Source organism: Paractinoplanes aksuensis (assembly GCF_024137025.1).
In the GTDB taxonomy this organism is placed as follows: domain Bacteria; phylum Actinomycetota; class Actinomycetes; order Mycobacteriales; family Micromonosporaceae; genus Actinoplanes; species Actinoplanes aksuensis.
The window spans coordinates 1-22,613 of the sequence record NZ_JAMYJR010000047.1 but is presented as its reverse complement, the minus strand read 5'-3'; the positions used below and the strand labels follow the sequence as shown (position 1 = coordinate 22,613).

Here is a 22,613-nt window from a genome sequence, read left to right as displayed (position 1 = left end):
CGGCGTCACCAGCCGAACGAACGGTCGACGGCGTCCAGCACCCGGTCGAGATCGGGCAGGTACTCCTCTTCGACGCGGGCCGCCGGGTAAGGGATGTCGTAGCCCGTGACCCGCAGCACCGGCGCCTCGAGCGAATAGAAGCACTGCTCCGAGATGCGCGCGGCCAGTTCGGCCCCGAGACCGATGTTGCCCGGCGCCTCGTGCACCACGATTGCCCGGCCGGTCTTGCGGACCGAGGCGTAGATCGTCTCGTAGTCGACCGGCGACAACGAGCGCAGGTCGATGACCTCGAGGTGGCGTCCGTCCTCGGCCGCGGCGGTGGCCGCGTCCAGGGCCGTGCGAACCATCGGCCCGTACGCGATGAGGGTCGCGTCCGCGCCCTCCCGGGCCACCCGGGCCGCGTGCAGGGGGTCGGCCCCGGACAGGTCGGCGCCCAGCTCGACCTCGCCCTTCTCCCAGTAGCGGCGCTTCGGCTCGAAGAACACGACCGGGTCGTCCGAGGTGATCGCCTGCTGGATCATCGTGTACGCGTCGGACGGGTTGGAGCAGGTCACGACCTTGAGGCCGGGGGTGTGCGCGAAGTACGCCTCGGGCGACTCGGAGTGGTGCTCGACCGCGCCGATGCCGCCGCCGAAGGGGATGCGGATGACGATCGGCAGCCGCACGTTGCCCTTGGAGCGGTAGAACATCTTGGCCACCTGGGCCACGATCTGGTTGTAGGCCGGGAAGACGAAGCCGTCGAACTGGATCTCGCACACCGGGCGGTAGCCGCGGATGGCCAGGCCGACCGCGGTGCCGACGATGCCGGCCTCGGCCAGCGGGGTGTCGATGACCCGGTCCTCGCCGAAGTCTTTCTGCAGGCCGTCGGTGATGCGGAAGACGCCGCCGAGCTTGCCGACGTCCTCGCCCATGATGACGACCTTGTCGTTCTCTTCCAGCGAGCGACGCAGGCCGTGATTCAGGGCTTTGCCCAAGGTAAGAGTCTCGGCCATCAGTGGTCGCTCCCCTCGAACGAGGCGTGGTATTCGACGAACTCGGCGCGCTGCGCGTCGAGCTCGGGCGAGCCGTGCGGATAGGCGTGGTCGAACATGCTCACCGGCTGCGGGTCGGGCATGGCGAGCACACGCTCCCGCAGGTCGAGGGCGAGCTTCTTGGCCGACTCGTCGACCGCGGTGAAGAAGTCGTCGCCGGCCAGCTGCTGCTTGGTCAGGAAGGCCCGGAGCCGCGAGATCGGGTCCTTGGCCTTCCACGACTCGACCTCGCTGGCGATGCGGTAGCGCGTCGGGTCGTCCGAGCTGGTGTGCGCGCCCATCCGGTAGGTGTAGGCCTCGATCAGCGTCGGGCCCTGGCCGTTGCGCGCGTTGTCCAGCGCGGCCCGGGTCACCGCGTAGCTGGCCAATACGTCGTTGCCGTCGATCCGTACGCCCGGGAAGCCGAAGCCGGCGGCCCGGCGGTAGAGGGGGATGCGGGTCTGCCGCTCGAGGGGCTCGGAGATGGCGTACTGGTTGTTCTGGCAGAAGAAGACCATCGGGGCGTTGAAGACGCCGGCCCAGACGAACGCCTCGTTGACCTCGCCCTGGCTGGTCGCGCCGTCGCCGAAGTAGGCGATCACGGCCTCGCCGTCGGGGGTGCCGGTCTTGCCGTCCATGGTCACGCCCATGGCGTAGCCGGTCGCGTGCAGGGTCTGGGAGCCGATCACGATGGTGTAGCCGTTGAAGCGGTGCTCGTTGGCGTCCCAGCCACCCTGGTCGACGCCGCGGAACAGGCCGAACGGCATGATCGGGTCGATGCCGCGGGTGTAGAGGACGCCGTGCTCGCGATAGGTCGGGAAGGCCATGTCCTGCGGGCGCAGGGCGCGACCGGAACCGACCTGAGCCGCTTCCTGACCCAGCAGGCTGGCCCAGATGCCCAGCTCGCCCTGGCGCTGCAGGGCGGTGGCCTCGGCGTCGAGGCGGCGGACGGTCACCAGGTCGTGGTAGAGGCTGCGGTATTCCTCGTCGGTGAAGTCGACGGAATAGGTCGTGCCGTCGGCGGTGGTGACGCTGTCGATGCGCTCACCGTCGGGGGTCAGCAGTTGGACGAAACCGCCTGCGGGTGCGTCAGCTCCCACATCGCTCACGCCGTTTGCCATCCGTGTCTCCCTGTTCATCTCTGCGCCCGCGACGGGTGTCGCCCGTCCGCGCGGCGGACCGGTGGTCGCCGCGCCTGGCCTGGTGAGGTTGCCGCGCGACGTTTCGGCCGGGGCCTGGACCCCGCCGGGGAGTGACGGTCCCCACCTCGTGCCCCCGCTGGGTCGGCGGGAGCGACGGCGGCGGTGCCGTCGTCCCCATCCTGACAGAGAACGTGAGCCTCGTTACAGGTCAGAGAGATCACAGTCGCGAAATTCTCCGGTCATATCGGTGCCCGTATTTGTCCAATTAAGTGGCTTTCGTACGGTCACTACCGTACGAACGACCCCTTTACGCCGCTGCCGATATGCCCATGCGTCGTTCACCCCCATGACCACGGCGGATCGGTGTTGATCATTGCAGCCGGCCGCGCCCGTCGATGCTGACGCTGGGGAGCCCGGACGTGCCGGACGATCGCGAAGACCTCGTGCCGCCGATGAAGGTGATGCGCAAGCGGCTCAACGGGGTCTATCGGGCCGACTCCGGGTTCAACGGGCCCACGCGACGGTACGTGTTGATCGTGGCGATGCTGGTGGGGCTGGCCTCGATGCCGACCCTGGCCGCGATCACGGCCGGTTCCCGAGAGCTTTCGGGCGGGCGTACGGACACTATGGACATTCCGTTCCTGCCGCCGCCCTCGTCCGGGCCGGTGCGGCAGGTCCCGCCGTCGCCGTCGTCGCCCGCCGCGGACCCGGACGGGGGAAACGGATCGGCCCGGGGCGCTTCGCAGAGCGCCGATGCGGCGGTACGGGCCGGTCGGTTGATCGGCCAGGCCGGGAGACGGGAGCCGGTGACGCCGGCCGGGGGCGGGGCTCGGGACGACGTACGCCGTAGGCCCGGAACTTCAAAGGCCGACCGGGACGGCGTACGCCAAGGGTCTGGAACTTCGAAGGCCGACGGCGTACGCCATGGGTCTGGAACTTCACGGGCCGGCCGGGACGGCGATGACCGTGGCCCGCGCGACGCGCCCGCCCGCTGGACCCCGAAGCCGGCTCGACCTGGTCTGCCCGCGCATCGGGCCAAACCCGCCAAGCCCGCGCATCCGGCCAAACCCGCCGACCCGGGGCGCCCGGCACTGCCCGGTCTGCCTGTGGTTCCGGACGAGCCGATCGATCACGAAAAGCCGCCGCCCGTCCAGGGCCGCCGCCCGTCGGTGCCCGATCTGCCCGAAGTGCCGGACGACACCGACTACACCGAGCAACCCGGCAACTCTGATCACGGCAACTCTGATCACGACGACGAGCCGGACGACTCCGATCACGGCGACCGGTCGCGCGATGACGATCAAGACGACTGGTCGCGTGATGACGATCAGGACGACGAGCCGGACGGTGCCGAGCCGGCCCACCAACGCCCCGACCGGCCGCAGCGCCGGTGCGAGGAGAGCAAGCACAGCCGTCACCGGTCGTCCCGCGACCGGTCCGAACACAGCCGGAGGTCAGCTGTGGCCGAACGTCCCCACAACATCCGACCGACCGCCATCCTCGACCGCAGCTACGCCAACCGGGGCAGCCACGCTCATCGCGTGCTCCCCGAGGCGCGCTCGGACGAGAACCAGAACCGCTCTTACCAGGGCAGTCACCGCGCCGGCAGCATGCACCACGCCGACGACCAGACGCCGGACCAGCAGCGCAGCTCGCGGGTCGGCCGGCATCACGCCGACCACAGCGAGGACCTCAGCGGCCGCTGGTGATCAGCTGCCTTCGAGGCGGTTGCGGTTGGCGTCGAGCCAGGCGTCGATGGCGTCGGCGTCGTTGGGGTCGACGCCCTCGCTGATCAGCTGGGCCACCGCCGCCGTGGCGGCGCTGCGCTTCTCACCGGTCGCGTAGAGCCGGGCGAACTCGGGGATCATCTCTTCGACCACCGTGTCGGTCTGCTCGGCGGCCGACTCGGGCAGGTTGCGCCGGCGCAGCGCGTAGGCCGACCAGGCCCGGGTGACCCGGGGCAGCATCGCCGCGTCGTCCATGTCGAGCACGGCCCGGCGGTGGACCCAGTCGAGCAGGAACAGGCCGGCCACGGCCGGGCTCCACCGCAACGGCTCGGGGTCGGGCAGGCTCGCCGCGTGGTCGAGGATCAGGCTGAGGCAGAAGTGCAGTGACGCCAGCTCGTCGTCGGCGTGAACCTTGTCGAGCCCGAACCGGGCCGCCTCGGGCGCGGCCAGGAAGTCGCGCACCAGGTCGGTGTGGCCGGCCTCGGCCGGCTCGCTCAGCGGCGGGGTGGTCGCCGCGGGCAGCAGGGCCAGCCGCGCGCCGGCCAGGGCCCGGTCGGTGGCCAGCGAGCCCTCGGACGGCAGGTCGGTCAGGCTGTCGGTGATCTCGAGGTGGCGGTCGATCTCGCCCCGCAGGCGGCCCGGGTCTTCGGCCCGGAACCAGGTCAGCTCGTCGTCGGCGCACATCTGGCGGACCTGGTCGAGGATCCGCTCGGCCGAACCGCCGACGAACACGTCTTTGGCGATGCCGATGTTGTGGTCGATGAGCGCGACGACCGCGTGCTCGGGGCCACCCTCGTCGGCGTCGTCGTAGGCGAAGGTGACCAGATAGGACGTCTGGTCGCCGTAGACATCGCCGTACGCGTAGTAACCGGTGGGCCGGACCCGGCCGAGCTGAGCCGTCCACGGTGGCGCCTGCGAACCCGGCCGCACCTCGGTCGCACCGTCGGCGTCAGGCACGAGCGCCGCGAAGACCTCGCGGATCGTGGTGGCCGAGGCCGAGCGCCGACGGGTGGTGGCGGCCAGGAAGTCGCCGACGAAGGTGCGCAGGGCGGCGCCGCGGTCGTCTTGCGCCACGGAATAGACGCTGCCGAGCAGGGCGGTGCCCAGCATCTCGGCATCCAGCGCGCAGCCGAGCTTCGCCACGTCGCGGGCCGCGTGCAGGACCGCCTCGTACGGAGTCTGAGGTGCGGGCATGTCGCGAGCCTACCCGCCACGGTCCGTGCTGGGACTACTACGAACGCACGGTGGTCAAAGCTTCACGCGCCTGTGCGTACGCATTCAGCACCTCACGCACCGGGGCCACCACATATTCGCGCCCGACCTCGGTCACCGAGACGCGCAGGCGCTGCTCGGCCCGTTTGCGGGCGCGGCGTGCGCCCCACTCCACGGCCGGCCGCATGATCAGCCACAGCAGGACGCCCAGCAGCAAGCCGCCCACCAGCAGAACTGTAGGCATCGGGACGACGCCGACCTGCGGATCGTCCAACTCGGGCAGTCCGAGCACGCGGATCACGTAACCGGCGGCCAGCCAGCCCAGCCCGAACACGGCGGCCGCGAGGAAGAGCCAGTGCAGCGCGCCGACGGCCCGCCACCAGAGCGGCGCCTTCCGCAGGCCCAGCTCGGTGGTGCCGATCGCGCGGTCGAGCGCGTCGGGCAGGTCGGCCGACCGGGAGCGGGCGGCGTCGGCCAGCGCGGGCTTCCACACTTCGGGCAGCGGCGCCGCGGCCCGGCTGGACACCGCGCGGACGGCCAGGCCGACGGCCGACCTCTGGGCCGCGTCGGCCTCGGGCAGCGAGGTGCGCGGCACGATCTCTTTCGAGACGGCGGCGGTCTCGGCCGTCTTGGCCTCGGCCGGTTCGGTGTCGAGGTGCAGACGGCGCAGCGGGTCGGGGCGCAGCCGGCGCAGGCCGCGGGTGAGCGGCCAGCCGGTGGCGGCCGCGGCGCGGTGGCGGTAGGCGGCGGCCGACGCGTCGGCGACGGCGCCGACCCCGGCCGAGGCGGCCAGCGCGTCGGTCAGCTGGCGCACCGTGGCCCGGTCGACCTCGTCCTCGGCCGCGGGCGGCCCGATCATGGCGGTCAGCGGTTCGCTGACCGCGTCGAGGTCACCGGCGACCCGGCGCAGCGCGGCCTGCCGCTCGGCCACCGTGGTCTCGAGCGAGCCGCGCAGCTCGTTGAGCATGCCGGGCTGCTTGGCCGAGGTGGCCAGCACCGGCGCCTCGGCCAGGCCGTCCTCGCCGAGCAGCCGCTTCAGGTCTTCCAGGACGAGTTCGGTGTCTTGCGTGGACAGCCGGTCGGCCTGGTTCAGCACCACGACGGTGACCGCGGCGTGCGAGCGGAACTGCGACAGATAGGCCTGGTGCAGGATCCGGTCGCCGTACTTCTGCGGGTCGACCACCCAGACGATCAGGTCGACCAGGCCCAGCAGGCGGTCGACCTCGAGCCGGTGGCCGCGTTCGACCGAGTCGAAGTCGGGCAGGTCGAGCAGCACGAGCCCGCGCATGGCGGCCTCGTCGTCGCCGTCGAGCGCGCTCTCGCGCATGAAGCGGTGGCGCGGCAGCACGCCGACCCAGTCGAGCAGCCGGTTGGCCGGTTCGAGCGGGCCCCAGACGCAGGCGTGGGCCACCCCGGTCGTCGGCCGGCGCACCCCGACCGGCGACAGCTTGAGCCGGGCCAGGGCGTTGAACAGGCTGGACTTGCCGCTGCCGGTGCTGCCCGCGAGCGCGACGACGGTGTGGTCGCGTGACAGCGAGAGCCGGTTGCCGGCCCGTTCGACCAGCGTGTGGGCGGCGACCAGATTGCTGTCGGGCAGGTGCGGGTCGACCAGGCGCAGGAACCGGCTCAGGGCCTCGAGCCGCACCACCAGCCGTTCGGCGTCCACCCGGTCGTCGCCCGCCATCGCCTCGCGCACCTTTTCGATCAGGCTCACGTCGTGCTTCCCGTCAACGCGAGTTCGGTACGGGCAGTCTCCACGGCCGCGGCGGCTTCCCGCAGCCGGGTCCCCGGTTCCTCGTCGAGGCCGACGGCGGCGAGCCGGTCGGTGAAGCGGGCCGCCTCTTCGTCGAACAACTTGCCCGTACGCAGCAGCAGGTCTTCACGGGCCTGGGTGGCCAGCGTCCGGATGGCCTGGTCGCCGAAGATCGCCTCGAGCACCTTCTGGGCGGCCACGGCACTGCCGGCGCCCGCGGCGACCTCGAGCCCGGTCGGGATGAATGCGGTCGAGGTGAAGACGGCGATCATCACGGCCAGGCCGGCCCCGTTGACCGCGTAGGCCGCGCCCCGGGCCACGACCCGCTTCTCCGCGCCCTCGGCCCGCACCAGGCCGAGCACCCACTGCTGCCAGTCGCGGACCAGGCGGTCGGCCCGCTGGGGCAGGTCGTCGGCCGGGCGCTGGAGCCCGGGTTCGAGCAGGGCGGCCCCGGCCGGGTGGGCCTGCCAGGCCGCGTACGCCTGCTCGGCCGCGTCGGCCGCGATGCCCCGCAGCAGGGTGACCAGCTGCGACTCGAGCGCCGCCTGCAGGTTGCGGCCGGGCAGCGGGCGGCCGGTGAGGGCCGAGACGAATCGGTCGCGCAACTGGCCGACCTTGTTCTCGAGCGTCTTGAGGAACTCGCCGGTGCCGACGAACTCTTGCCACCGGGCCAGCACCTCGCCCCGCAGCAGGCGGCCGTCGCGCAGGCCGTCGGCCATCGTCTGACGCCCGGTGCGGTAGGCCGCGGTGACCCGGTCGCCCAGCGCCTTGGCCGCGCGGGCCTGCTCGTCGGCGGCGTCGGCGAGACCGGCCACGGCCGGGCCCAGCGACGCGATCGCGCCGTCGAGCGTCTGCCGCACCACGGCCGAGCGGGCGTTGCTGTCGGCGGCGAGCCGGCCGAACCAGTCGTGCAGCGGGCCGATCACGTCCTCACCGATCAGCCCCTGGCCGTCGAGCCTGGTCTCGGGCAGCACGAACAGCGGCGCGCCGCCCAGGTCGCGCACGTTCAGCATGTCCTGCAGGTGGGTGGCGATCTCGGCCGCGGCCTCGGGCGGCACCCGGTCGAGCACCAGCGCGATGACCGTGCCCCGCAGCCGGGCCGTGGTCAGCAGCTCCCACGGCACCGCGTCGGCGTAGCGGGCGGCGGTGGTGACGAAGAGCCACAGGTCGGCCGCGGCCAGCAGCTGGGCCGCGAGCTTGCGGTTGCGGTCGACCACCGAGTCGATGTCGGGCGCGTCGAGGAAAGCCAGGCCGGCGCCGAGGGCCGGGGCCGAGACGACCTGGAGCGCGGTGGCCTCGTTGCTGGGCTCGCGGGTGCGGACCAGGCCGGGCAGCAGCTGCCCCTGCTGGAACCAGGGCAGGTCGGCCGGGTTGCTGACCAGCACCGGCGAGCGGGTGGTCGGGCGCAGCACGCCGGCCGTGCTCACGGGCGCCCGTACCAGGCTGTTGACCAGCGTCGACTTGCCGGCGCCGGTGGAGCCGCCGACGACCACCAGCAGCGGGGCGTCGAGCCGGGCCAGGCGCGGCACCAGGTAGTCGTCGAGCTGGGTGACCAGGGCCGAGCCGATGCGCTGGGCCTCTTGGGCCGAGGGCATGACCAACGGGTACGCCGTCTCGCCGATAGCCGTCCGCAGTTTCCCCAGCACGTCGGCCAGCCGGTCGACACCCGTGGTGGGCCGGGCCACCTCGAGCGCGGTCGACGGAGTGGCCGGCGGGGTGGTCGTGCGGGCGTCGGCCTCGCCCAGATCGGCGGGCCGTTTCTCGGGCGCGGACTCCCCGGGATCGGGTTCCGGATGTGGCTGACGGGGCACGGCGGTTTCCGTACGATCAGTGGGGTCCGCCGCATCGGCGGTCGTCGAGCTGACCTGCTCTTTCTTGCCCGCAGAGCCGTCGGGGGAAACCTGCTCGGGTTCTCGCGTGGCGGCGGGTGCGGCGGACAGGGCCGACGGACCGACCGCGTCACCGTGCGTCGTCACGGCTAAAGAGTGCCCGATCTATGCATGCAGGACAACAGCGGCCGGTATGCCGTGACCGGACAGGTATCTACCGAACTGCTGGCGCTGCGGTGAACAACCCGTAGTTGCGTCCGGGTGACTCAACTTCGACTTGACGATGTGCGCGCCCGTGGCATCATTGAGTCCGTTGCACTCAACCTTTTCTGAGCAACCCCGAAGCGAGGAAACAACCATGGCACGTGCGGTCGGTATCGACCTCGGCACCACGAACTCCTGCGTCAGCGTTCTGGAAGGAGGCGAGCCCACCGTCATCGCCAACGCGGAGGGCTCCCGGACGACCCCGTCCATCGTCGCCTTCGCCCGCAACGGTGAGGTGCTCGTCGGTGAGGTCGCCAAGCGCCAGGCCGTGACCAACCCCGACCGCACCATCCGGTCGGTCAAGCGTGAGGTCGGCACGAACTGGTCGATCGACATCGACGGCAAGAAGTACACCCCGCAGGAGATCTCGGCGCGGGTGCTGATGAAGCTCAAGCGCGACTCCGAGGCCTACCTCGGCGAGACGGTCACGGACGCGGTCATCACCGTCCCGGCCTACTTCAACGACGCGCAGCGGCAGGCCACGAAGGAGGCGGGCGAGATCGCCGGCCTCAACGTCCTGCGGATCGTCAACGAGCCCACCGCGGCCGCTCTGGCCTACGGGCTCGACAAGGGCACCAAGGAGCAGACCGTTCTGGTCTTCGACCTCGGCGGTGGCACCTTCGACGTGTCGCTGCTCGAGCTCGGCGACGGCGTCATCGAGGTCAAGTCGACCTCCGGTGACAACCACCTCGGCGGCGACGACTGGGACCAGCGGGTCATCGACCACCTGGTCAAGACCTTCCGCGGCGAGCACGGCATCGACCTCGGCAACGACAAGATGGCCCTGCAGCGTCTGCGCGAGGCCGCCGAGAAGGCCAAGATCGAGCTCTCGGCCGCCACGACGACCAGCATCAACCTGCCCTACATCACGGCCGGCCCCGACGGCCCGCTGCACCTCGACATGTCGCTGTCGCGCGCCGAGTTCCAGCGCATGACGCAGGACCTGCTCGACCGCTGCAAGGGCCCGTTCGAGTCCGCGATCAAGGACGCCGACGTCAAGCTGGCCGACGTCGACCACATCATCCTGGTCGGTGGCTCGACCCGCATGCCGGCCGTGGCCGACCTGGTCAAGAGCATCACCGGCAAGGAGCCCAACAAGGGCGTCAACCCGGACGAGGTCGTCGCCGTCGGCGCCGCCCTGCAGGCCGGCGTGCTCAAGGGCGAGGTCAAGGACGTCCTGCTGCTCGATGTCACCCCGCTCTCGCTGGGCATCGAGACCAAGGGCGGCATCATGCACAAGCTGGTCGAGCGGAACACGACCATCCCGGCCCACCGCTCCGAGGTCTACACGACCGCGGAAGACAACCAGCCCTCCGTGCTGATCCAGGTCTTCCAGGGCGAGCGGGAGATGGCCGCGTACAACAAGAAGCTCGGCACCTTCGAGCTCAGCGGCATCGCCCCGGCGCCCCGCGGCGTCCCGCAGATCGAGGTCTCGTTCGACATCGACGCCAACGGCATCGTGCATGTGTCCGCGAAAGACCTGGGCACGGGCAAGGAGCAGAAGATGACGATCACCGGCGGCTCCGCGCTGCCGAAGGACGACATCGAGCGCATGATGCGCGACGCTCAGGACCACGCCGACGAGGACAAGAAGCGCCGCGACGACGCGGAGACCCGCAACCTGGCCGAGCAGCTGCAGTGGCAGACCGAGAAGTTCCTGGCCGAGAGCGGCGACAAACTGCCCGAGGACAGCAAGAACAAGATCGGCGAGGCGCTGGGCGAGCTGCGCGGCGCGCTCGGTGGCACCGACATCGAGAAGATCAAGTCGGCCCACGAGCGGCTGTCGCAGGTCTCGCAGGAGGCCGGTTCCCAGCTGTACTCGCAGGGCGAGTCCGCGCAGGCGGCCGCCGGCGGCCCCGGCCCCGACGACGCCCCCGGCGCCCCGGGTGCGGCCGGCCCGGGCAGCACCAGCACCCCGAACTCGGGCCCGGCCGCGGGTGGCGCTGACGACGTCGTCGACGCCGAGATCGTGGAGGACGACAAGAAGTGACCGCCGCGGACGACGAGAACGACGGTCAGGCGACCGAGCGGGTCGTCATCCGGGACCGCCGCAAGATCGACACCAAGGTCGAGCCCAAGGCCCCCACGGCCAAGGGCAAGGCCTCGGTCGGCGCGCACCGCGCGGCTGAGCCCGAGGAGGAGGCTCCGAAAGTGGAAGAAGAGGAGTCGAAGCCCGCTGACCAGCCCGAGGAGAAGCCCGCACTGGGCGCTGAACTGGAGGCGTTGCGGACCGAGCTCGACGAGCGGACCCACGACCTGCAGCGGGTGACCGCCGAGTACGCCAACTACCGCAAGCGGGTCGACCGCGACCGCGGGGCGGCGGCCGAGCTGACCACCGGCACGGTGCTCACCTCGCTGCTGCCGGTGCTCGACGACATTGACCGGGCGCGCGAGCACGGCGACCTGGCCGGTCCGTTCGCCTCGGTGGCCGAGTCGCTGAACACGGTGACCGGCAAACTCGGGCTCGTGGCCTTCGGCGAGAAGGGCGACCCGTTCGACCCCAACCGCCACGAGGCGGTCGCTCACCTGACGTCCGCGGACGTCACGGAGCCGACCTGCGTCGAGGTCATGCGCCGCGGTTACACGCTGGGCGAGCGGCTTCTGCGACCGGCGCTGGTCGCGGTGGCCGACCCGGAGTGATCTCACACGTTCGTCCCGCCTGCCGCAACGCGGCAGGCGGGACCTACCGCAGGGGAGGGGAGGCGGGATGAGCTCGAAGGACTGGCTCGAAAAGGACTTCTATGCCGTTCTCGGCGTGCCCAAGTCCGCTCCGACCGACGAGATCAAGAAGGCCTACCGGAAGCTCGCCCGGGACCTGCACCCGGACCGTAACCCCGGGAACAAGGAGGCGGAGGAGAAGTTCAAGGCCGCCTCCGAGGCGTACGACGTGCTCTCGGACGACAAGAAGCGCAAAGAGTACGACGAGATGCGCTCCCTGTTCGGCTCGGGCGCGTTCCGCCGGGGCGCCCGTCCCGGCGGCGGCACCCAGTTCGACCCGTCCGACCTGTTCGGCGGGTTCAGCGGGGCCGGCGCGGCCGGTGGTGCGGCCGGCGACCGCCGCTTCGGGGGCGCCGGGTTCTCCGACATATTCAGCTCGATATTTTCGGGCGGCGGCCCTGGTGGCGGCGCCGCACGCCGGGGCGGTCCTCGCCGCGGCCGGGATGTCGAGACCGAGGTGACGCTCGAGTTCGCGCAGGCGGTCAAGGGCACGACGCTGCCGTTGACGCTGCGTTCGGCGGGCGAGTGCGAGACCTGCCACGGCAGCGGGGCCAAGCCCGGCACGTCGCCGCGCACCTGCCCGCAGTGCCAGGGCACCGGTCTGATCTCGCGCAACCAGGGGTCGTTCAGCTTCTCCGAGCCCTGCCGCGACTGCCAGGGCGCGGGCACGATCGTCGACCAGAAGTGCACCGAGTGCCGGGGCACGGGCGGGGTCACCAAGAACCGCACGATCAACGTCCGGTTCCCGGCCGGCGTGGCCGACGGTCAGCGCATCCGGCTCAGCGGCCGGGGCGAGCCGGGCGACCGCGGCGGCCCCGCGGGCGACCTGTTCGTGCAGGTCGGCGTCCGGCCGGACGAGGTGTTCGGGCGTACCGGGGACGATCTGACCCTGGTCGTGCCGGTCACCATCGCCGAGGCGGTGCTCGGCACCGATCTGCGGGTGCCGACGCTGGACGGCCCGGTCACCCTGCGGGTGCCGCCGGGCACGCCGAGCGGCCGCAAGCTGCGGGCGCGCGGCAAGGGAGTGACACGCAAGGACGGACCACCCGGGGACCTGATCGTCACGGTCGACGTGCAGATTCCGGGTGGCGTCACGGGGGAGGCCCGGGACGCGCTGGAGACGTTCGCCAAGCTGACCCCGCCCGCCGGGCGGGAGCGGCTCGAGGCTCGGGTGCGCCGGAACATCTAGATCGGCGAGGAGGTGGATCATGCATGAAGAGATCAGCATCTCGGTCGAGCAGTCCTCCGACGCGAAGGTCCTGATCATCTCGGTTGCGGCTCGCCTGGCCGGGATGCACCCGCAGACGCTCCGCCAGTACGACCGGCTCGGGCTCGTGCAGCCCGGCCGGGCCGGTGGTGGCGGGCGCCGCTACAGCGAGCGGGACGTCGCACTGCTGCGTGAGGTGCAGAAGCTCAGCCAGGAGGAAGGCGTCAACCTGGCCGGGATCAAGCGCATCATCGGACTCGAACAGCTGGTGGGTGACCTGCAGGAGCGGGTGCGTGAGCTCGAGCACGAGCTCTCCGACGCGTACGCCCGGCTGGCCCAGCTCGAGAACCCCTACAACCGTGGTGATCTGGTTCGCCAGGAACGCCCCTCGACCGCTCTGGTCGTGTGGCGCCCCCGGCGAGCACCCGGCCGGTAAAGGAAAAAGGCCCCGACCGGGGCCTTTTTCATCTGCGGTTGTTGAACAGCCCCAGGCGCCGGGGATGGCGGACGAGGCCGCCCTCGATCCAGTCGGAGTAGTCGAAGATCTCCGGGCGGCTCATCAGCACGCGGCAGTTGTGGGCCCAGATCGACATCGGCTCGTCGCCGACCTCCTCGGCCCGTTCCACGAACTTCTTGAGCCGGCGTTTGCGCTGGCTGGACGCGTTCTGCCGGACGCCGTCAGCCGCATAGATGTGCAGGCAGTGCTGGGCGAAACGGCGAGCTGGACACTGACGGTCCATCGCCAGCTCGAACAGCGTCGGCGCCAGGACATCGCCGGAGATCAAAAGGTCCCAGTCGGGAGGCATGCTGCTGAGCGGCACCGCCTCTGGATGGTAGGCCCACGCCTGGAGTTCTTCCGGCCGAGGATCGACCGGATTGGCGAACCCGAAAAAAGTCGACTCACGCACTGTCACGTCGCCGCCCGAGAAAGTCCGATAACACGTAGTTGTCGCAAGGGAAACTAGCGCGCCGACCTAGTCCTGCGAAAGTGTCAAGACCTCACAATCGGATACCAGTCAGTAGCTTTAAGCAGCCTTAACGTCAGTCCTCGGCGGCGAGGGGCTGCACCGGGGGTCGGAGCGGCGGCTTCCAGCGCCGGATGAAGGCCTTGAACCAGTCGTAATCCGGCAGCCGGGCCAGCAAGGGGCCGGTGACGACCGTGATCAACACGTACGCCGTGGCCAGCGGGGCCAGCCCAGGCTCGACCCCCGAGGCGACGGCCAGCCCGGCGATGACGATGGAGAACTCGCCCCGTGGCATGAGGGCCAGCCCGGCCCGCAACCGGCCGGGAACGGCGATGCCCACCCGCTTGGCCGCGAAATAGCCGGTCGCCACCTTGGTCAGCATCGTGACCACGGCCAGCCCCAGGGCCGGCAGCAACACCGGCGGCATGTCGGCGGGGTCGGTCGACAGCCCGAAGAAGACGAAGAAGACCGCGGCGAACAGGTCGCGCAGCGGGGACAGCATCTGGGTCGCGTGGTGCGCCACCGGACCCGAGATCGCGATGCCGACCAAGAACGCGCCGACCGCGGCCGACACGTTGAGCTCCTCGGCCACGCCGGCCACGAACAGCGTCAGGCCGAAGACACCGAGCAGCAGCGCCTCGGCGTCCTTGGCCGAGATCAGGGCGCTGATCTGGCGGCCGTATCGGATCGCCACGACCAGCACGGCGATCACTGTTACCACCGCCACGCCCAGCGACTTGAGGCCGCCGATCAGGCCCACCCCGGCCAGCACGGCAGTGACCAGCGGCAGGTAGAAGGCCATGGCCAGGTCCTCGATGACCAGCACCGAGAGGATCACCGGGGTCTCGCGGTTACCGAGCCGGCCCAGGTCGCCCAGCACCTTGGCGATCACGCCCGAGGACGAGACCCAGGTGATGCCGGCCAGTACCAGCGCGGCCTGCCAGTCCCAGCCCATCAGCAGCGCGAACGCGGCCCCGGGCAGCGCGTTGAAGACCGCGTCGAGCAGCCCGGCCGGGGCAGCCGCGCGCAGGTTGCCGACCAGTTCGCCCGCCGAGTACTCGAGACCGAGCATGACCAGCAGCAGGATGACGCCGATGGAGGCGCCGATCTCGATGAACTCCTCGCTGGCCGACAGCGGCACGAACCCGCCGTGCCCGAAGGCCAGACCGGCCAGCAGATAGAGCGGGATCGGCGACAGCCCGAAGCGCCGGCCGAGGCGGCCGAGCATGCCGAGTGCGAAAAGTAGAGCGCCGACCTCGATGAGGAGGATCGTTGTTTCGTGCATCAGTCGTCGGTGTCGCCGGCCAGGATGGCGGTCACGCCGTCCAGGCCCTGGCGGGTGCCGACCGCGACCACCACGTCGTTCGCCTCGAAGACGAAGTCGGGGCCGGGCGAGGCGACGACCTCACGGTCGCGCATCACGGCCACGATCGAGGCGCCGGTGCGCGTACGGGTGCGGGTGTCACCCAGCTTGCGCCGCACGAAGGGCGAACCGGCGGGCAGCGCGATCTGCTCGGTAAGCAGCCCGGACGCCTGCTGCCGGAGCCCGGCCAGCTGACCCAGCATGAGCGAGGCGCCGAGCACGTCGGCCAGGGCCTCGGCCTCGTCGTCGGTCAGCGGGATCGAGGCCAGGCACGAATCCGGGTCGTCGATGTCGTAAAGCACCAGGTCACGGCGACCATTGCGGTGCGAGACCACGCCGACCGTACGCCCCGAGGACGTCACCAGGTCATGCCGGACACCGATTCCCGGCAACGGAGTCTGTTCCACCCGTACACGCACGATCACCACGGTAGCCCAGTGGTCAGGCGGTTCCGGTCAGCATGGCCTCCCGCCGCTCTTCCGGGACGACCTGCCGGGCGCGCCGGGCGGCCAGGATCAGGCCGAGGCCCAGCACGCACAGGGCCAGATTCACGGCGTACGCGAGCCGGTAGTCGAAGTGCTGGGCCAGGCCGAACGCGGGCGCGGCCAGGATCTGGCCGATCGGGAAGGTGTTGGTGATCAGCGTCGTGGCCCGTCCGTGGTGGCCGGGCATCAGGTCTTGCATGTAGGTGATGCTCAGGCCGCCGACGGCCGCGATGAAGGTGGCGTTGAGGACCTGGGCCGCGGCCAGCACCCACACCGTGCCCGCGCCGACCGCCACGGCCTGGTACGCGATGCCGAACACCACGCCGATGAGGATGAGCCGGCGCAGCGGCCACCGGGTGCCGAGCGCGCCGAAGCCGAGCAGCAACGGGATCTCGAGCGCCGCGCACAAGCCCAGGATCAGGCCGGCCCCGCTGACCGAGCCGCCCAGGTCGGTGCTGACGAACAGCGGCATCGCCTGCACGCCCAGGGTCATCGCGGTCTGCACGACGGTGAAGCCCGCGACCAGCAGAAAGATCGTCGATCGGGGGGCCTCGGGGACGTTCTCGGTCTCGTGCTCGGCGTGACCGGCCGGGGCGCTGACCTCGGGCAGCCAGCGGTAGACGATCAGGGCGGCCAGGCCGTACATGATCGCGACCAGGCCGTACGTGTAGGCGAAGCCGCGCGCGGCCAGCAGCAGCGCGGCCAGCGGTGGCCCGGCGACCCAGGCGACCGAGAAGAGCATGCGAAGCGTGCTGATACCCATTGCGGCCCGGCGCGGGTCGCCCTGCTGGAGCACCTGCCGGGCGTACGCGAAGCTCTGCGGGAACAGCGCGCCGGCCAGCGAAGTCAGGGTTACGGTGACCGCGAGCAGCACCCAGTAGTCGCGGACGAACGAGGTCAGCACGGCCCCGGCCATGCTGGCCAGCGCGGCCGACAGCAGCAGTGGGCGGCGGATCGGACGACGGTCGGAGAGACGCCCGACCAGCCACGACACCACGACGCCGGAGAGCGGCGCGACGAGCAGGAAGATCGTGGTCTTGAGCGGGCCGGCGTGCACGCCGTCGCTGAGGAACAGGGCCAGGAACGGCCCGACGAATGAGGTACCGATCCCGACGGCGATGAAGATCAGGGCAAGCGGGAGCAGACGTCGCGACATCGTGCCGGACGCCGTCGGTGGAACGGCCATGATTCCCTACGTTACGGGCCGTCCCGTGCTCTTCCGCGGGTCCGTGTCGACCATCACGACCTGACGTTGTCGCGGTAGCGCCCCCGGCATAGAGTTGAGTTGAGTACGCTCAAGTCTCGGTGGAGTTCGATCAGGGGAGCGCATGAACGCCGAACGTTTGACCACCAAGAGCCGCGATGTGATCACGGGGGCGGTCGCCGACGCCGGGCGCCGGGGGCACGCCACCGTCGAGCCGTGGCACATGTTGCTGGCTTTGCTGGACACCGGCGGCTCAACGGCGCCGGCCCTGCTGCGGGCGGTGGGGGCCAACCCCGCCGACGTACGCCGGGTCGCGCTGCGGGCCGTCGAGCAGATTCCCTCGGCCCGCGGGGCGAGCACGGCCGAGCCCAGCCTGTCGCGCGAGTTCGTCAACGCGATCGGCGAGGCCGAGCTGATCGCCCAGCCGCTGGGCGACGAGTACATCTCGACCGAGCACCTGCTGGCCGGTCTGGCCCGGGTCGGCGGGGCCGTGGGGCGGGCCCTCAAGGACGTCGGCGCCACCGAGGAGGCCCTGGTCGCCGCGTTCCCGCAGGTGCGCGGGGGCGAGCGCCGGGTCACCAACGCCGACCCGGAACAGACGTACAAGGCGCTCGAGAAATACAGCGTCGACCTGACCGCGCTGGCTCGCGACGGCAAGATCGACCCCGTCATCGGCCGCGATGCCGAGATCCGCCGGGTCGTCCAGGTGCTCTCCCGTCGTACCAAGAACAACCCGGTCCTCATCGGCGAGCCCGGCGTCGGCAAGACGGCGATCGTCGAGGGCCTGGCCCAGCGGATCGTGGCCGGCGACGTGCCCGAGACCCTGCGCGACAAGAAGCTGGTGTCGCTCGACCTCGGCGCGATGGTGGCCGGCGCGCAGTACCGCGGCCAGTTCGAGGAGAGGCTCAAGAGCGTCCTCGAAGAGATCCGCAACTCCAACGGCCAGGTCGTCACGTTCCTCGACGAGCTGCACACCGTGGTCGGTGCGGGCAAGGGCGAGGGCTCGATGGATGCCGGCAACATGCTCAAGCCGATGCTGGCCCGCGGCGAGCTGCGCATGGTCGGCGCGACCACGCTCGACGAATACCGCGAGCACATCGAGAAAGACCCGGCCCTCGAGCGGCGCTTCCAGCCGGTCGTGGTCGGCGAGCCCACGGTCGAGGACACGATCGGCATCCTGCGCGGGCTCAAGGGGCGTTACGAGGCCCACCACCGGGTCCAGATCACCGACGCCGCCCTGGTCGCCGCGGCCTCGCTGTCCGACCGCTACATCAGCGACCGGTTCCTGCCCGACAAGGCGATCGACCTGATCGACGAGGCCGCCTCCCGCCTCCGCATGGAGATCGACTCCCGGCCGGTCGAGCTCGACCAGCTGCAGCGGCAGGTCGACCGCATGCGGGTCGAGAAGCTGGCCCTCGAGAAAGAGACCGACCCCGCGTCGGTGGCCCGGCTCGACCGACTCAACCGCGACCTGATCGACCGCGACCGCGAGCTCGGCATGATGAACGCCCGCTGGGAGCGCGAGCGCGGTGGCCTCAACCGCGTCGGCGAGCTCAAGAAGCAGCTCGACGAGATCAAGGCCGCGCTCGAGCGGGCCCAGCGCGAGGCGGACTGGGAGACGGCGTCCCGCCTGCAGTACCAGGAGATCCCGGCCCTCGAGTCCGAGCTGGCCAGCGCGGCGGCGGCCGACGAGGAGACCTCCGAGGAGCCGCCCATGGTCAAGGAAGAGGTCGGCGCGGACGACATCGCCGAGGTCATCTCGTCGTGGACCGGCATCCCGGCCGGCCGGATGATGGAGGGCGAGACGACCAAGCTGCTGCGCATGGAGGAATCGCTGCGCGGCAAGGTGGTCGGCCAGGCCGAGGCGGTGGCCGCGGTGGCCAGCGCCGTGCGGCGGGCCCGGGCCGGCATCGCCGACCCCGATCGCCCCACCGGCAGCTTCCTGTTCCTGGGCCCGACCGGTGTCGGCAAGACCGAGCTGGCCAAGGCCCTGGCCGGGTTCCTGTTCGACGACGAGCGGGCGATGGTCCGGATCGACATGAGCGAGTACGGCGAGAAGCACTCGGTGGCCCGGCTGGTCGGGGCCCCGCCCGGGTACGTCGGCTACGAGGAGGGTGGGCAGCTCACCGAGGCGGTGCGGCGCCGGCCCTACAGCGTGGTGCTGCTCGACGAGGTCGAGAAGGCCCACCCCGACGTCTTCGACGTGCTGCTGCAGGTGCTCGACGACGGCCGGCTGACCGACGGGCAGGGCCGCACGGTCGACTTCCGCAACGCGATCCTGGTGCTCACGTCGAACCTGGGCTCACAGACGGCCGACATCACGATGGGCGACGAGGAACGGCGCGACGAGGTGCTGGCCGTGGTGCGCGGGCACTTCAAGCCCGAGTTCCTCAACCGGCTCGACGACATCGTGGTCTTCCACGCGCTGACCCGGAACGACCTGGCCGCGATCGTCGACATCCAGCTCGGGCGGCTGCGCACCCGGCTCGCCGACCGCCGGCTCACCCTCGAGGTGAGCTCGACCGCTGTCGACTGGCTGGGCGAGCATGGGTACGACCCGATCTACGGCGCCCGGCCGCTGCGGCGACTGGTGCAGTCGACGATCGGTGACGCGCTGGCCAAGGCGCTGCTGGCCGGGGAGATCCAGGACGGCGACACGGTGCTGGTCGACCTGGGCGACGTCAAGGACGGGCTGCGGGTCACCCGCGGCTGACCTTGGTGTCGCGCTTCTGACCCCGTACGGGAAAAGGCCCCGGGTTTGATCTTTCGATCAAGCCCGGGGCCCCTCGCGTCTTCAGTTGTGTGGATTAATTTGTGGCCGGCCTCTGCCGGTAGGCCTGCGTCATCAAGACGTCGGTGACGACCTGCTCGCCCTCGGCGGACCAGATGCGGATGCCGTCGCGGTGGAGCTGATAGCGGACGTCTCGGAAGCGGGTCTTCGTGTCGTCATGGTGAACGACGGTCAGGGTGTCGGCATGGGGCATGGGACTCACCGGTCCTTAACAGGATTGGGGCCGCCGCGGTGTGGTCACGCGGCCGGCGTAATGGGCCGGCCCGGCTACGGTCTGCCTCGGCCCTGGCGGTATTCACGCGGGGCGGGCGACTCGTGCGGGCAGGGGGCATCGCGGGAAGCTGGTGCTGCCGCGTCGAGGCCACGGACGAAGTGTAGGGATCGCGGTCTACCCGTGTCGCCCCCTGAACGAGCGACCTATTTACGGATATTTCGGTCATCGTCGGCCGATGTTGCCACAGTTTGCGCGCCTCCGCGGCTCGGTCGCGCAGTTGGCGGCCGACCGATACCGTGAATGGATCAAGATTTGGGGGCATTGTGACCGTTCCAGGTTTTCCGGCATCCGCGGCGCGGCCGCGTCCGACGGTCGTCACCGTGGCGGTCTATCTGCTCTACGTGGTGGCGGCCATCCAGGTGATCAACGCGGTGACCACCATCGCGATCTCCGGGCGGCTCACCGAGGCGACCCGGGACGTCTACGCCGGCACCGAGGCTGAGGGCGCCGAGTCGATCATCGGCATCGTCTTCATCGGCGGGGCGGTGATCAACCTGCTGATCGGCGTCGGGTTCGCCGTGCTGGCGATCTTCGACAGCCGGGGCAAAAATCCGGCCCGCATCGTCACCTGGGTCATCGGCGGCATCTCGCTCTGCTGCTTCGGGGCCAGCCTCGGCAGTACGGCGCTGGCCGGCTCGATGGGCACCGGCACGGCCGGTGGCGGGCCGTCCGAGGCCGAGGTGCAGCGGCGGATCGAGGATGCGCTGCCGTCGTGGTACTCGGCGTCCAACACGACGCTGTCGGTGCTCGCGCTGCTGGCCATCCTGGGCACGGTCATCCTGCTCGCCCTGCCGGCGGCCAACGAGTTCTTCCGCAAGCCGGCCGCGGCGGCGTGGGATCCCTCGGTGCCGTATCCGCAGTACCCGGGTGGTGCCGGCTACGGGCCCTCCTACCCGGCCCAGCCGCCCTACCCCGGGCAGCCTTTCCCCGGTCAGCCCACGTCCGGGCCCTCGTACCCTGGTCAGCCTTCGTCTGGGCCCTCGTACCCCGGTCAGCCCACGTCCGGGCCCTCGTACCCCGGTCAGCCTTCGTCCGGGCCCTCGCACCCCGGGCAGCAGGGGCAGCCCGGGCAGCCGGCTCCGGGGCTGCCGTCCTACCCCGGACAGACGCCGCCGCCCACTTCCTCCTTCCCGCCGGCGTCAGATCCGTTCGCGCCGCCCACGACCCACGATGACCAGCCGCCGAAGCCGCCGACCGATCCGGCCTGACGGGGTTCGCGCCCCGCTCCGCGCCGCACCCGGGTAGGTTCGGCGCAACGGATCACCGCGGGGAGTCGTCGATGTCGTACCCAGTCCAGCCGCCGCCGATCACCACCGCGCCGCCGGTGTCGCCGGCGGGCCGGCCGCCCGCGGTGACGTTCGCCGCCGCCCTGCTGTGGCTTATGGCCGGCGTCGGCCTGATCTATGCCATCGCGACGGTGGCCATCGTGCCCGGCACGGTCAACCGCTTCCGCGACGTGACCGGCGCGCCGGCCGTCGGCCGGTTCACGGGCGAGAGCGACCCGGAGTACTACGTCGCTGTGGTCTGGCTCGGCGCGGCCATCGCGCTGGCCGTGGCGGTGATCGCCTTCGCCCTGTTCGTCGTGGTCGGGCTGTCATTGCGCCGCGGCAGCAACGCGGCTCGGATCGCCACCCTGGTCGTCAGCGTGCTGGGCATCCTCAGCGGCATCGCGGCGGTGCTGACGCTGGCCGGCCAGCGCAGCGGTGACTCGGCGCCGTGGTCGCTGGGCGCGCAACTGAGCGACGCCTACCCCGACGGCTGGATCGGGGCCAACGCCGGGCTCTCGGTCGCCCAGATCCTCGGCTACGCCCTGGTCGGCATCCTGATTCTGACGGCGCCGCGCACCTTCTTCCGGCGCCCGGCCGCCCCCTCGGCTCCGCAGCCGGCTTACGGCGCCGCGTATCCCGGTTATGGCGTTCCCGCCAACGCGGGTCATCCGTCGGCGGCCTACCCCGGCCAGTTGCCGGGCTACGCCTCCCCGGAGGCTCTCGCCGGAAGTCAGCCGGGAGGCTACGCCGCCCCGGGGGGTCAGCCGGCGGGCTACGCCTCTCCGGAGGCTCTGGCCGGAAGCCAGCCGACGGGCTACCCGGCGCCGGGAAGCTATCCGGCGTACGGGGGTCAGCCGGGCGGATATCCCGGCGGTGCTTACCAGCAGGCCCCCGGCTATGGCCCCACGGCCCAACCAGCCCCCGGCTACGGCCCCGCGGCCCAACCAGCCCCCGGCCACGGGACCCAGCCGGCCACCCACCCGGACCACTCGCCTTACGCCCGACCCGCCGACCACGCACCGGACGCCGCCTTCACCACCCCACCACCGACCCAGCCCTCATACCCGCCGGCCGACCCGCACTCTCCATACGCACGCCCCACTCCGGAGCAGCCATCCGCGGTCGACCAGCAGCCGTCGTCAAGCCAGTTCCCGACCCCGGCGTCGCCACCCGCAATCCCGGACCAGACAGCGCCCGCCACACCGCAGCCACCCCAGACCTGGGCCGAGCAGCAGGTGCCCCAAACCCGAGGTGAGCAGCAGTTGCCTCACTCTGGGGACACGCAGCCTCCGGTTCAACCCAGTGAGGAGCAGCCGCGGCAGGTCTGGGCCGAGCAGCAGGTGCCCCAAACCCGAGGTGAGCAGCAGTTGCCTCACTCTGGGGACACGCAGCCTCCGGTTC

18 protein-coding genes are annotated in these 22,613 nt (G+C 71.1%); 8 read left to right on the top strand and 10 right to left on the bottom strand.

Going from position 1 to position 22,613, the window contains the following annotated elements; genetic code table 11:
- Positions 1 to 5 precede the first annotated feature (5 nt).
- Both M1L60_RS38460 and pdhA read right to left on the bottom strand, forming a co-directional pair.
- Entirely contained in the window at positions 6 to 995 is a 990-nt protein-coding gene (locus M1L60_RS38460) for an alpha-ketoacid dehydrogenase subunit beta (RefSeq protein ID WP_253242558.1), read from the bottom strand.
- The gene (pdhA, locus tag M1L60_RS38455; RefSeq protein ID WP_253242503.1) at positions 992 to 2,131 is read right to left on the bottom strand and encodes a pyruvate dehydrogenase (acetyl-transferring) E1 component subunit alpha; all 1,140 of its coding nucleotides are present in this window, start codon (positions 2,129 to 2,131) and stop codon (positions 992 to 994) included. The genes M1L60_RS38460 and pdhA overlap by 4 nt, the downstream gene beginning before the upstream one ends.
- Positions 2,132 to 2,571: 440 nt before the next feature.
- On the opposite strand from pdhA, the gene M1L60_RS38450 reads away from it, so the two are divergent.
- On the top strand, positions 2,572 to 3,861 hold the full coding sequence (locus M1L60_RS38450; RefSeq protein WP_253242562.1) for a hypothetical protein: 1,290 nt from the start codon (positions 2,572 to 2,574) through the stop codon (positions 3,859 to 3,861).
- Here M1L60_RS38450 and M1L60_RS38445 read toward each other — a convergent pair whose 3' ends face one another.
- From M1L60_RS38445 to M1L60_RS38435, 3 genes are read right to left on the bottom strand one after another with little or no spacing between them, the layout of a single operon-like run.
- Positions 3,862 to 5,073, bottom strand: coding sequence for a hypothetical protein (locus tag M1L60_RS38445; protein WP_253242502.1), 1,212 nt, complete (start codon positions 5,071 to 5,073; stop codon positions 3,862 to 3,864). It lies immediately after the preceding gene.
- 37 nt (positions 5,074 to 5,110) lie between these two features.
- Positions 5,111 to 6,775 (bottom strand): GTPase, encoded by a 1,665-nt coding sequence (locus M1L60_RS38440; protein WP_253242557.1) that lies wholly within the window; start codon positions 6,773 to 6,775, stop codon positions 5,111 to 5,113.
- 26 nt (positions 6,776 to 6,801) lie between these two features.
- A complete protein-coding gene (locus M1L60_RS38435; RefSeq protein ID WP_253242556.1) occupies positions 6,802 to 8,439 on the bottom strand; it encodes a GTPase domain-containing protein in 1,638 nt (545 codons plus the stop codon).
- Between the two features lie 592 nt (positions 8,440 to 9,031).
- Between M1L60_RS38435 and dnaK the strand changes: the two genes are divergently transcribed.
- From dnaK to M1L60_RS38415, 4 genes are all read left to right on the top strand, one after another.
- Entirely contained in the window at positions 9,032 to 10,927 is a 1,896-nt protein-coding gene (gene dnaK, locus M1L60_RS38430) for a molecular chaperone DnaK (RefSeq protein ID WP_253242501.1), read from the top strand.
- Positions 10,924 to 11,577 carry a nucleotide exchange factor GrpE gene (gene grpE, locus M1L60_RS38425; RefSeq protein WP_253242500.1) on the top strand — a complete coding sequence of 218 codons (654 nt, stop codon included), beginning with the start codon at positions 10,924 to 10,926 and terminating at the stop codon, positions 11,575 to 11,577. The genes dnaK and grpE overlap by 4 nt, the downstream gene beginning before the upstream one ends.
- 67 nt (positions 11,578 to 11,644) lie before the next feature.
- On the top strand, positions 11,645 to 12,844 hold the full coding sequence (dnaJ, locus tag M1L60_RS38420; protein ID WP_253242499.1) for a molecular chaperone DnaJ: 1,200 nt from the start codon (positions 11,645 to 11,647) through the stop codon (positions 12,842 to 12,844).
- 19 nt (positions 12,845 to 12,863) lie between these two features.
- Positions 12,864 to 13,298 carry a heat shock protein transcriptional repressor HspR gene (locus M1L60_RS38415; protein ID WP_253242498.1) on the top strand — a complete coding sequence of 145 codons (435 nt, stop codon included), beginning with the start codon at positions 12,864 to 12,866 and terminating at the stop codon, positions 13,296 to 13,298.
- Positions 13,299 to 13,326: 28 nt separating this feature from the next.
- Here the strand turns inward: M1L60_RS38415 and M1L60_RS38410 are convergent, their stop codons facing one another.
- The 4 genes from M1L60_RS38410 to M1L60_RS38395 all read right to left on the bottom strand — a co-directional run bounded on the left by M1L60_RS38410 (position 13,327) and on the right by M1L60_RS38395 (position 16,861).
- Positions 13,327 to 13,776, bottom strand: coding sequence for a hypothetical protein (locus tag M1L60_RS38410; protein ID WP_253242497.1), 450 nt, complete (start codon positions 13,774 to 13,776; stop codon positions 13,327 to 13,329).
- Between the two features lie 127 nt (positions 13,777 to 13,903).
- Positions 13,904 to 15,112: a cation:proton antiporter gene (locus M1L60_RS38405; protein WP_253242496.1), complete on the bottom strand. Its 1,209-nt coding sequence runs from the start codon at positions 15,110 to 15,112 to the stop codon at positions 13,904 to 13,906.
- Complete coding sequence (locus tag M1L60_RS38400) at positions 15,112 to 15,609, bottom strand: cation:proton antiporter regulatory subunit (RefSeq protein WP_253242495.1); 498 nt, start codon at positions 15,607 to 15,609, stop codon at positions 15,112 to 15,114. The genes M1L60_RS38405 and M1L60_RS38400 overlap by 1 nt, the downstream gene beginning before the upstream one ends.
- Positions 15,610 to 15,631: 22 nt before the next feature.
- A complete protein-coding gene (locus M1L60_RS38395; protein ID WP_253242494.1) occupies positions 15,632 to 16,861 on the bottom strand; it encodes a sugar efflux transporter in 1,230 nt (409 codons plus the stop codon).
- A gap of 142 nt (positions 16,862 to 17,003) precedes the next feature.
- Here M1L60_RS38395 and clpB point away from each other — a divergent pair, with 142 nt between their 5' ends.
- Entirely contained in the window at positions 17,004 to 19,592 is a 2,589-nt protein-coding gene (gene clpB / locus M1L60_RS38390; protein ID WP_253242493.1) for an ATP-dependent chaperone ClpB, read from the top strand.
- 94 nt (positions 19,593 to 19,686) lie between these two features.
- Here the strand turns inward: clpB and M1L60_RS38385 are convergent, their stop codons facing one another.
- Positions 19,687 to 19,863 (bottom strand): hypothetical protein, encoded by a 177-nt coding sequence (locus M1L60_RS38385; protein ID WP_253242492.1) that lies wholly within the window; start codon positions 19,861 to 19,863, stop codon positions 19,687 to 19,689.
- Between the two features lie 401 nt (positions 19,864 to 20,264).
- Here M1L60_RS38385 and M1L60_RS38380 point away from each other — a divergent pair, with 401 nt between their 5' ends.
- Positions 20,265 to 21,152 carry a hypothetical protein gene (locus M1L60_RS38380; RefSeq protein ID WP_253242491.1) on the top strand — a complete coding sequence of 296 codons (888 nt, stop codon included), beginning with the start codon at positions 20,265 to 20,267 and terminating at the stop codon, positions 21,150 to 21,152.
- A gap of 71 nt (positions 21,153 to 21,223) precedes the next feature.
- On the top strand, positions 21,224 to 22,613 hold a 1,390-nt coding region (locus tag M1L60_RS38375), incomplete at its 3' end, for a hypothetical protein (protein WP_253242490.1).